The following is a 10,430-nucleotide window of genomic DNA, read 5'->3' on the forward strand; positions in this document are numbered from 1 at the left end:
CCGAACTTCCGCGGGAAGTAGCGGGGGCAGGGCTGAGCCCTGCACCCAGTATTAAGGCCGCCCGCCGTTGGCGGGCGCGCCCCTGCCAACGGCTTAATACTGCGCTGCCGTCGCCACGGCCAGGGGTGACCCCTGCAAACCCGCGGTGGGTCTCACATAAAATTAAGTTTCCCCTTTTGCTTTCCTTACCCCGGTGCGGGGCTGGCGCGCGCTCAGGCGCGGCGGCGGGAGGCGCGCGTCTCGGCCAGGCGGCGGGCGGCTTCGCCGATCGCGCCCGCGCGATGCCATCGCGAGTATTCCTCGACGGTCAGGCCGTGGGCGAGTTCCAGCGCGACCGACAACCCCGCGAGCACGAAGACTTCGCCGAGCACGCTGATGCGCGGCACGAGTCCGAGTCCGCCGCCTTCGTTGGGGACGGGGACGTGGATGACGAGGTCGGCGAGTTGGGCGAGGCCGGAATCCTTGTTGCCGGTGATCGCGATCAACTGCGCGCCCTGTTCGCGAATGGCGCTCGCGGTGGAGAGCAATTCGTCAGTATTGCCGCTGTTTGAAATCGCGATGACGACGTCGCGCGGATTCACCTGGCCGAGGCTGCCGTGCAGGGTTTCGGTCGCGTGCAGAAAGGTGGCGGGCGTGCCGACCGAGCAGAACAGGCTGGCCGCGTAGCGTGCGACGTGCTCGGGCTTGCCGACGCCGGTGACGTGGACACGGCCACCGCGGCCAAGCGCGGTGCGAATAATCTCGACGGTGCGCGAGATGGCGGCGATGTTCAATCCGGCGCGCATCGCGGCGAGTTCGGCGAGCGCGAGGTCGAAGAATTTTTCGACTTCGCCAGTCGAGTCGCCGATGGCCGCTTCGCGCGGCTCGCTATCGCGGTGCGGCGTGGGCAGCGCGAGCGCCTCGCCATACAAGTCGAGAATTTCCTCGCGCACTTCGAATCCCGACGGAAACGCGCCGAGGCGCGTGACCGCGACCGCTCCGGCGGCATTGGCCAGCCGCCCGATCCTGTCCCACGGCATCCCCAGCCGAAGGCCGGCGAAGACGCCGGCGAGGAACGCGTCACCGGCGCCGGTTGAATCGATCTGCTTGACCTTGAAGGCGGGCACGCGAACGGAAGTGTCGCGCGCCGCTATCGCGCATCCCTTGTCGCCCTCGGTGATAATCACCGCGCGATTTCCGTAGCGGGCGCGAATCGCTTCGGCCATCTTCAACGAATCGCGCCCGTTGCCGGCGACGATTTCACGCGCGGCGGCTTTGGCGGGCTTGAGATAAGTCGCGAGTTTCAACGCGCGCTCGAGTTCGGCGCGGGTGCCGAGCGAGCCGATTGCGTCGGAGGGCGGCACGTCGAGGTCGAGGACGGTCGGAATGGAATGGGTGCGCGCGAAAAGCAGAATTGCGAGCACGGTGCGAAGCGGGAGCTGCGAAATCTCGGTCGAAACAAGATTGGCGCGGCGGATGAACGCGCCGTGGCGGCTGCGGACCTCGGCGGGGGTGAGCTCGCCGGTCGCGCCGCGCGCCATGTAGATAGCGCGATCGCCGTTGGCGTCCACGAAGATGTTCGCAAAGGCGCTGGCGGTTCCGTCGAAGGTCAGGTGATGGCGAATGCCGAGGCGATCCATCCCGTCGCGGAGAAACTCGCCGTTGCGGTCGTCGCCCATCTTGCCGAAGATGCCGGTTTTGAGGCCCAGGATTCGGCCCCATCCGAGATGGTTCAGGACCAGCCCGCCGACCTGCGTGCGTTCGATGGCGGCGCTGGCAGTATGCGCGCGGAGCAGAATTTTTTCGTCGGCGCGGATAATCCGCGGGGTGCGATAGAACAGGTCCACGACCATGCTCCCGCATCCGACGACATCGAGTTTTTCTTCAGCCATTGCTCTCAACCGATTTTTTTTGCGCCGGCGCGATCCCCCGAATCGTATTCGCTGACCCATCCGCGCTCCAGCATCTCGGCGGCGCGCTCGCGCAGGCTTAAGAATCGTGCGGAGAATTCGCGGCGCTCGGTGTCGCTGAGCGGCGGCGTTCCCGCGCCAACTGCGTCGCTGTCGATGATGCCGATGTCCTTTAGCGAGGCTTTAAGCGATGCGATCGTCGGGCGCCAGGCCCGGGCGCCGCGCCGGAAAGTGCATGCGCTGCGAAATTCCCCGATTGCATCAGAATACAACCGCATCAATTCGACGTCGCCCGAGCGGCAGACCTGCCACGCGCGCTGCCATTCGCGCGGCATCGCATTGGCCGGGCCGGCGACGACGCCGTAGGGACGCGTGCGCTGGGTCAGGTAACGGTTCCAGTAGTGGCGCATGCGATCGCCGACGCCTTCAGGCGGGGCGAACAAATCGAAGATCAGGTAAGGGTTGCCGGCGTAGATCGCGAATTCGTGACCCGCCTTGAAGTGCGACGCGGCGCGAGTGTAGTTGCCGATGACGGTTTTGCCGGCGGTGACTTTTATTCCGCGCACGTACGGCAGCCGGGTCATCGCCTTGACGTCGCGGGTATGCAGGTGGGGCGATTTGCCGGGCGCGGCGATGCCGGCGTTGTCGTAGAGGAACAGCGGAAGCATCCTGCCCGCGCGGTCGAACACCGCGCCGATGTCGCGCTCGACGAATTCAGCGGGATGCGCGACGTCCTTGATCGAGAGCGGCGCGACCACGACCGCGTCGGCGCCGGCGTGCAGCGCGTGGCTGAGATTGTCGAGCGTGTCGCTTCGCGTATGCGCGGTGATACCGGCCCATGCTTCGATTTTCTTGGGCGCGGACGCGCGTGCCCGGCGGCATTCCTCGATGGCGATTCGTGCGACCGCCTGGCGGCGCGGATTGTCGATGCGATCCCATTCGCCGGTGGTGCCTGCGGCAAAGATTATGTCGGCGCCGGCGCCGTCCTGGAGCGCATAGCGAACGACAGCGCGCTGCTGGTCTTCGAGGATGCGGCCGCGGGCGTCGAGAATCGTGACGATCGGGACGGCGAGGCCCGGCCGCGGGATATAGTCGTCGAGCGAATCCACGGCGGCGATTCTAGCAGAAGCAGGCGATGGCTGCTGCCCGGATGCCATCGGGGGCGCGGCTAGCCGAGGCCGAGTCCGAGATCGGTGACGAAGCTCCAATGATGCTCGTCGCTGGAGGCGAAGTTCTCGAGCTTCAGGCGGAGAGTCAGCTTGTAGTTGCCGTCGCCGGAAAGCGCGGCGGCGGGAGGAGTTTCGTACCAGAGGCCCTTTTTGCAGACGTCGATCATCATCTGATCGATTTTCGCCTTGCCGGAGTGTTGTTCGAGGATGAGTTCGGTGAGCTTGCCGCTTTTGTCAAGGATTGCCGTGATGACGACGGGCTTGAGTTCGGTGGGCAGCCTGGTTCGCGAAATATCCTCGGTTTTCTCGGCGATACTGAGTTGCGCATACACGCGATCGAGTATCACTGCGGAAAAATCCCCGAACTTGGCGGCCTTGTCGTTCAGCAGGCGCACCGTGCCGGGCCTTTCTTCGCTGCCGACCGCGCGCGAGATGCCGGGCTCGGTCTGAAAGGTGCGGGGCCCGGCCGAGACAGCGGCGTCGTCGCGCAACAGTCCTTCGCCGGGAGCAGGAACCGCCTTGGCGGCAAGCGGATTGATGGGAGCGTCGGACACGGCCGACAAATTGCTCAACAACCTCGCTTGCGGGCCGGCGTCGGGGATGCTCGGCGGGGGCTTGTCATCGGCGGCGCATCCCGCGGTGAGGATCGCGGCGGCAAAGAGCGTGGCTGTGAAAAACCGTTTTTGTTGTGCGCGGCTCATTTGGATTTTTCCTGTTGGCTGTCTTTATCCAAATCCAAGGCGGCAATTGCCGGACGCGCATCATTATAGTCGGCGACGAAAGCGTCGAACAGTTCCTCGCCGAACGCGCGTTCTTCGGCGCGAACCTGGTCGTTGTGTTTTTTCGCGATCGTATCGCCGATTCGCGCGAGCAACTCGAGCGTGGGCGAGTAATTCAACTGCGCCGTGACGCCGCCTGAGAAATCGTAAGTCCCGTTGGGCAGCAGGCGCGAGCTGAGGTTTGCCTTCATGCCGCCATTTCCGGCAGCCAGCCCGCGCAGAAAGCCACCGGCAATCAAGTCCATCATCTGATGCACGCCGGGCGGTGCGATCAGTTGGGGGACCGCGTCCATCCGGTTGACGAACGTCACGGAGCCCAGGTCGCGGCGGTAGTCAGTTGCAAATCCAACGTTGCCCAGGCCGAAATCCATCGCAAGACTGGTCACCTGCGCCGACGCGAGAGTGCGGTAACTGCCGCGCGCGATTTCATTGAGCGCGATACCGTCGCCCGCGGGTTGCATCGCGCCGTTGAACGGCGTGAGCAGGCCGCCCCGAATCATCATGGTTAAGCGGATGTGGCCGTGGTCGAAGGCCTCGCGCATCCAGAAATTTCCGTGCGAATCGAGAATCGCGGATGTAGCCGTCACGGCGGGCACGACTTTGCGATAGAAATCATACAGCAGGGGATATTTCCTGAGCGCTTCCTGGCGAACCTCGGCATCGACGTTCAGGAGCACGATCGGGCCCGCGCTTGAGGTGAACTCGTCGAGCAGGTTGTTGAATTTGAAATAGTGGTCGAACTTCGCCGCGAGATGCGGCATCTGGCGGTGGAATTTGTCGAGCGCGGCCCGGTCATGGTGGTTGAACGCGCCGGGCGAGGAATCCCACGGCGGTCTCAGATCGCCGTGAAGCTGGCGGAGCGCATCGGCGGATGCGTCGACCAGCGCGCCGATGCCGTAGGTGTCGATCAGCAGCTCGCCGGCGAGCGTGCCGGTGACGCTCGAGATGTCGGTGGGAGTGGAATCGGCGCCGGGCTTGAGGCCGAACACGCCCGAAAATCGCGCCGGCTCCTCCGGGCTGCGCCAGTCGGGGGACAGCGTGTACAAATAGTCGCCATCGCTGGGCCGTCCGGCGACGCAAATCTGATGGGTGCCGTCGGGCTCGTCGCGCCACGGGATTGCCGGGTTCGCGTAGAGGGCGGCGGCGCGGATCATTGTCGATTGGCGCGGCGGAAGCAGATCGACGACCTCCTGGAGGGCGGGGGCGAGCTTGGGATGGAACGAGATCTTGCGCTGGAAATCGAGCTGCCGGTTCAGGATTGCGATCGCGCGCGACGCGCGTGCGGGGCCGGGCGGTGCGAGATAGACGATTGGCGCGAACAGGGTTTGATTGTCGGGCGCGAAGCCGGAAGTTGGCGCTGGCGGGGGTTTCGCAGGCGTGGAGATTCGAGGCGGCGCAGCCGTGGCGCCCGGCGCGGCGGATGTGGCAATCGGGCAAATCGTGATTAAGATTGCTGCGGTCGAGACAGCGATCGCGATTGCGAGCCGAAAAGCCCGCAAAGGCGGTCGCAACGGGCGAATTGTGTGCGATACCTTCGGATGGTATCCTTTGACGCAACCGGGAAAAGAGTTCGAGACGTAAAAATGAAAGCTGGAATCCATCCTGAATACCGTCGCTGCACTGTAGCCTGTGCGTGCGGCAATACCTTCGAAACGCGCTCGACGCTCAAGGAGCTGCACGTCGAGGTCTGCTCGAAGTGTCATCCTTTTTACACCGGCACGCAGCGCCTGGTCGATACCGCGGGGCGCGTCGAGCGCTTTAATCGCAAGTACGGCATCAAGAAGCCGGCGGAAAAGACGGCGGGAGCAGCCGCCGAGAAGTAGCATAGCAACTCCCGCCGCCTGCGGTGCGCTACGCACCCGGGTGCGCGGGGGAGAATCCATCGGCACGGCCGCATCGGCCGCGCCGTTTTTGTTTCAACGCGAATTTTCCCGGCGGGGCGTGAGCGGCGATGCTGGATAAGGCAAGCGCAATAGAAGAGCGGGTGGCGGAACTCGAGCGCAAGCTCAGCGATCCGGCCACGCTCGGCAATCAGCGCGAATACGCCAGAATCGCCAAAGAGCGCTCGCAGCTTTCCGAGGCGGCGCATTGCGCCCGCGAATATATCCGCATCGCCGACGAGATCGCCGGCCACAAATCGATCCTCGATGGCGACGACGCCGACTTGCGCGAGCTGGCCAAGGCCGAGCTGCCGGCACTGCAGAAAAATCTTGCCGCGTTCGAGGAGAAACTCAAGGAGCTGCTCACCCCGCGCGATCCCAACGACGAAAAGAATGTGATCCTCGAAATCCGCGCCGGAACCGGCGGCGAAGAGGCGTCATTGTTTGCCGGGGACCTGTATCGGATGTACACGCGCTATGCCGAGCGCCACGGATTCAAGATCGAGCCGCTGAGCTTGAGCGACACCGGGCTTGGCGGAATCAAGGAAGTGATCGCGCTGGTCAGCGGACGCGGCGCATATTCGCGGCTCAAGTACGAAGGCGGGGTGCATCGCGTGCAGCGCGTACCTGAAACCGAAGGGTCAGGGCGCATCCACACCTCTGCGGTTACGGTGGCAGTGATGCCCGAAGCGGACGACGTCGAGGTCAATATCAACGAAGCGAAGGACCTGCGAATCGACGTGATGCGCGCGTCGGGACCGGGCGGCCAGAGCGTCAACACTACCGACTCGGCGGTGCGCATCACCCATATTCCCAGCGGCATGGTGATAATCTGCCGCGATGAAAAATCGCAGCACAAGAACAAGGCGCGCGCGCTGAAGATCCTGCGTGCGCGGCTGCTCGAAGCGGCGCAGGCCGAGCAACAGGCGAAGATCGCGCAGACGCGGCGTTCGATGGTGGGGACGGGCGACCGTTCCGAGCGCATCCGCACGTACAATTTTCCGCAATCGCGGGTGACCGACCATCGCGTCAACGTCACGATTCATCAGCTCGACAATTTTCTCGACGGCGAAATCGATCCGATCATCGATGCGTTGGCGGCCTACGATCAGGAGCAGGCGCTCAGCGCGTAGCATCGTCATGAGCCGCGCAGCACGGTTATGAGTGAAATGCTCGCGCGGCGCGCGTTGGACGGGATAGACAAGGCCGCGCGCCGGCTCGCCGCCTGCGGCATCGAATCGGCGCGGCTCGACGCGGAGCTTCTGATGGCTGCGGCGGCAGGGGTCACGCGCGCCGCGGTTATCACCGGTTCGATCGATCCATCCCCGGCGACGCTGAAAAACTTCGAGACGATGATCGCTCGGCGCGAAAAGCGCGAGCCGATCGCGTATATCCTGGGGCGCAAGGAATTCTACTCGCTCGATTTTAAGCTCAGTCCTGCCGTCCTGATTCCGCGGCCGGAGAGCGAGATCGTCGTTGCGGCGGCGCTTGAGTTTATCGCCGGGGCGCCGGACGCGCGCGTACTCGACATCGGCACCGGCTCCGGCGCAATTGCGATCGCAATTGCGGTTAACGCTGCGCGCGCACGCGTGACGGCGGTGGATATTTCCGCCGACGCGATTGTGCATGCGTCGCGCAACGCCCAGCATCATAGGGTCGAGGATCGGGTGACATTCCGGCGCGCCGACTGCTTCGAAATTCTGGACGGAGGACCGGCGCTGGGATTTTTCGAGCTGATAGTCTCCAATCCGCCTTACCTGGATGACGCGGAGATCGCCGCTCTGGAGCCCGAGGTGCGCGCCTTCGAGCCGCGCCTTGCGATAAGCGCGGGAGCGGGAGGGCTCGACATCTTTCGCGCAATTGCAGCGGGCGCGCCGCCGCATCTTGCCGCCGATGGCGAGCTGATCGTGGAAGTGGCGGCGGGGCAGGCAGCGGCAGTCGCGAGCCTTGTCGAGGAAGCGGGCTTGCGGGTCGTCTCTGTGATAAACGATCTCACGGGGCATCCGCGCGTCGTGCGCGCGCAAAGAAGCCGGGCGTAGTTGGCGATGGAGAAAATGATAATTCATGGGGGCGCTCCGCTGCGCGGCGCCGTCATGCTCAGCGGCAGCAAGAACGCCGCGCTGCCGATCATGATGGCGTCGATCCTGACGCCGGAACCGCTTCATCTCACCAACGTCCCGCGGCTTCGCGATGTGGAAACCGCGCTGGCGCTCCTCATCCAGCTCGGCGTCGCGGCGCGCTGGACCGATGAGCATCGCGTCGAGCTTTGCGCCGCAAAAGTCACTTCGCACGAGGCGTCGTATGAACTGGTCAAGACGATGCGCGCGTCGTTCGTCGTGCTCGGCCCGTTGCTGGCGCGCACCGGACGCGCGCGCGTATCGACTCCGGGTGGATGCGCGATCGGCGCGCGGCCGGTGAATTTGCACATCGCGGGGATTCGCGCACTCGGAAGCAAGATTCAGTTTCGTCACGGTTATGTCGAGGCGCACGCCGAGAAACTGACGGGCGGGCGAATCTGGCTTGATTTTCCCTCGGTCGGCGCAACCGAGAACATTTTGATGGCGGCGGTCACGGCCCGCGGCCGCACGCTGATCGAAAACGCCGCGCGCGAACCCGAGGTTCAGGATCTCGCGCGAGTGCTGGTCAAGATGGGTGCGAAAATCAGCGGCGCCGGCACGCACGTGTTGGAAATCGAGGGCGTCGAGCGGCTGCATGGCGCCGAGCACGAGATAATCTGCGACCGAATCGAGGCGGGCTCGATGATGGCGGCGGCAGCGATCACTGGCGGCGACGTCACGATTGCAAATGCCCCGGTCGAGCATCTCGAGGCGGTCGCGGCCAAGCTGCGCGAGGCGGGCGTCGTGGTGGAGGCGAACGGCAAGGGCCTTCGCGTCGCGCGCGGCGATAAACTCAAGTCGGTCGAGCTGCGCACGCTGCCGTACCCGGGCTTTCCGACCGACCTTCAGGCTCAGATGATGGCGATGCTGACGCAGGCCGACGGCACCTCCGTGATCACGGAGACCATTTTCGAAAATCGATTCATGCATGCCCAGGAACTGGCCCGGATGGGCGCCGACATAGTGATGAAAGGTCCCACCGCCGTAGTTCGCGGGCCGTCGAAGCTGAGCGGCGCTCCGGTGATGGCGACCGATCTCCGCGCGAGCATGGGGTTGATAATCGCGGGGCTTGCCGCGGAAAACACGACCGAGCTCAGCCGCATCTATCATCTGGACCGCGGCTACGAGGCGCTCGACGCCAAGCTCAAGCATCTCGGCGCGCGAATCGAGCGCGCTCAAGAATAATTCGCCAGGTCAGTTCAGAGGGTTGAAGCCGCATGAGGCCCCGGGTCCTTAAGTCTCAGACGCCAGAGTTCAGAAAATTTCTGGACGCGATACTCGCGCGCCGGGGCGCCGACAGTGCCGGTATCGACCGCGCGGTGTCGAAGGTTATTGCCGACGTGCGAAAGCGCGGCGATCGCGCGCTTATCGATCTGACGGCCAAATTTGACGGGGTGAAGCTTACCGCGGCCACGATCCGGGTGACGCCCGCGCAACGGCGATCGGCGATCAAGCGAATCGGGGCTGAAGATCGCCGTGCGCTGGAGCTGGCGGCGCGGCGAATCGCAGATTTTCATCGGCGCACGATGGAGAAATCGTTCAGCTATCGCGACAAGTCCGGGATGCGGCTGGGCCAGTTGGTGCAACCGATGCGCCGGGTGGGGATTTATGTGCCCGGAGGGCTCGGCGCGTATCCGTCATCGGTGCTCATGAACGCGATTCCCGCCAAGATCGCCGGCGTCGCCGAAATCGTGATGGTCTCGCCGCCGTCGGCCGAGGGCGAGCGGCTGGCGGTGCTTGCGGCTGCGGAAATTGCCGGCGTGGACGAGTTCTACCGCGTGGGAGGAGCGCAAGCAGTCGCGGCGCTGGCATACGGGACCGAAACCATCGAGCCGGTGGACAAGATCGTTGGTCCCGGCAACGCATTCGTACAGGCCGCCAAGCGAATGGTCTATGGGGTTGCCGATATCGACAAGATGGCGGGACCGAGCGAGGTGCTGGTGATCGCCGACGACCGCGCGCATCCCGAATGGATCGCCGCCGACCTGATCGCGCAGGCAGAGCATGGTTCCGGCGACGAGACGGCGATGCTGCTGACGACGTCGGCGAGCATCGCGGAGCGCGTCGCCGAGGCGGTGGAAGTCGCGCTGACAAGCCTGCCGCGCGCCCGCCAGGTCGAGAATGCGCTGGTCAAACGGGGCGCCATGGTTATCGTTCGCGATCTGAACGAGGCCTTCGACCTTGCCAACGAGATAGCGCCAGAGCATCTTGAGCTCGACGTGCGCAGTCCGTCGCGATGGGTCCCGAGGGTCAAGGCGGCGGGCGCGGTTTTTCTCGGCCCGCTTACGCCGGCGCCGCTGGGCGACTACCTTGCGGGGCCCAATCACGTTCTGCCGACCGGGGGCGCGGCGCGTTTCGCGTCGCCTTTGGGTGCATACGATTTCCTGAAACGAACCAGTATAATCGAGGCGTCCAGCGGCGCGATTGCGGCGCTCGGGCCGGTAGTCGCGCGTTTGGCGCGAATGGAAGGGTTCGAGGGGCATGCGCGCGCGATGGAACTGCGGGCACGGGTGACCCCTGCACCCAGTATTAAAAAAAAGATGCGGGCTTCGCCCGGTTAGAACTTGAGGAACAAGGATGAAGCGGGCAGGACGGA

At 64.6% G+C, this 10,430-nt stretch carries 9 protein-coding genes; 5 read left to right on the forward strand and 4 right to left on the reverse strand.

Translation table 11 applies throughout. From position 1 onward, the window contains the following. Nucleotides 1-212 precede the first annotated feature (212 nt). From VIO10_RS09170 to VIO10_RS09185, 4 genes are read right to left on the reverse strand one after another with little or no spacing between them, the layout of a single operon-like run. On the reverse strand, nt 213-1,871 hold the full coding sequence (locus VIO10_RS09170; RefSeq protein ID WP_331962688.1) for a PfkB family carbohydrate kinase: 1,659 nt from the start codon (nt 1,869-1,871) through the stop codon (nt 213-215). 5 nt (nt 1,872-1,876) lie between these two features. Next, nucleotides 1,877-2,998, reverse strand: coding sequence for a dihydrodipicolinate synthase family protein (locus tag VIO10_RS09175; RefSeq protein WP_331962691.1), 1,122 nt, complete (start codon nt 2,996-2,998; stop codon nt 1,877-1,879). 59 nt (nt 2,999-3,057) lie between these two features. Next, nucleotides 3,058-3,759, reverse strand: coding sequence for a hypothetical protein (locus VIO10_RS09180; RefSeq protein WP_331962694.1), 702 nt, complete (start codon nt 3,757-3,759; stop codon nt 3,058-3,060). Continuing rightward, nucleotides 3,756-5,348, reverse strand: a complete 1,593-nt coding sequence (locus tag VIO10_RS09185) for a hypothetical protein (RefSeq protein ID WP_331962697.1) — start codon at nt 5,346-5,348, stop codon at nt 3,756-3,758. The genes VIO10_RS09180 and VIO10_RS09185 overlap by 4 nt, the downstream gene beginning before the upstream one ends. Before the next feature lie 72 nt (nt 5,349-5,420). On the opposite strand from VIO10_RS09185, the gene rpmE reads away from it, so the two are divergent. The 5 genes from rpmE (at nt 5,421) to hisD (ending at nt 10,395) form a co-directional block, all read left to right on the forward strand. After that, a complete protein-coding gene (gene rpmE, locus VIO10_RS09190; RefSeq protein WP_331962700.1) occupies nt 5,421-5,660 on the forward strand; it encodes a 50S ribosomal protein L31 in 240 nt (79 codons plus the stop codon). Between the two features lie 128 nt (nt 5,661-5,788). Continuing rightward, nucleotides 5,789-6,850, forward strand: coding sequence for a peptide chain release factor 1 (prfA, locus tag VIO10_RS09195; RefSeq protein WP_331962703.1), 1,062 nt, complete (start codon nt 5,789-5,791; stop codon nt 6,848-6,850). Between the two features lie 27 nt (nt 6,851-6,877). Continuing rightward, on the forward strand, nt 6,878-7,756 hold the full coding sequence (prmC, locus tag VIO10_RS09200) for a peptide chain release factor N(5)-glutamine methyltransferase (RefSeq protein WP_331962706.1): 879 nt from the start codon (nt 6,878-6,880) through the stop codon (nt 7,754-7,756). Nucleotides 7,757-7,762: 6 nt separating this feature from the next. Then, complete coding sequence (gene murA, locus VIO10_RS09205) at nt 7,763-9,019, forward strand: UDP-N-acetylglucosamine 1-carboxyvinyltransferase (RefSeq protein ID WP_331962709.1); 1,257 nt, start codon at nt 7,763-7,765, stop codon at nt 9,017-9,019. 32 nt (nt 9,020-9,051) lie between these two features. Beyond that, entirely contained in the window at nt 9,052-10,395 is a 1,344-nt protein-coding gene (gene hisD, locus VIO10_RS09210; RefSeq protein WP_331962712.1) for a histidinol dehydrogenase, read from the forward strand. Nucleotides 10,396-10,430: the final 35 nt, after the last annotated feature.

The sequence above is a fragment of the Candidatus Binatus sp. genome, assembly GCF_036567905.1.
Classification (GTDB): Bacteria; Desulfobacterota; Binatia; order Binatales; family Binataceae; genus Binatus.

Excerpts from the sequence above, each read along its gene's own strand:
- VIO10_RS09170 (WP_331962688.1), bottom strand. The coding sequence starts at position 1,871 with ATGGCTGAAGAAAAACTCGATGTCGTCGGATGCGGGAGCATGGTCGTG.
- VIO10_RS09180 (WP_331962694.1), bottom strand. The coding sequence starts at position 3,759 with ATGAGCCGCGCACAACAAAAACGGTTTTTCACAGCCACGCTCTTTGCC.
- rpmE (WP_331962700.1), top strand. The coding sequence starts at position 5,421 with ATGAAAGCTGGAATCCATCCTGAATACCGTCGCTGCACTGTAGCCTGT.
- prfA (WP_331962703.1), top strand. The coding sequence starts at position 5,789 with ATGCTGGATAAGGCAAGCGCAATAGAAGAGCGGGTGGCGGAACTCGAG.
- prmC (WP_331962706.1), top strand. The coding sequence starts at position 6,878 with ATGAGTGAAATGCTCGCGCGGCGCGCGTTGGACGGGATAGACAAGGCC.
- murA (WP_331962709.1), top strand. The coding sequence starts at position 7,763 with ATGGAGAAAATGATAATTCATGGGGGCGCTCCGCTGCGCGGCGCCGTC.
- hisD (WP_331962712.1), top strand. The coding sequence starts at position 9,052 with ATGAGGCCCCGGGTCCTTAAGTCTCAGACGCCAGAGTTCAGAAAATTT.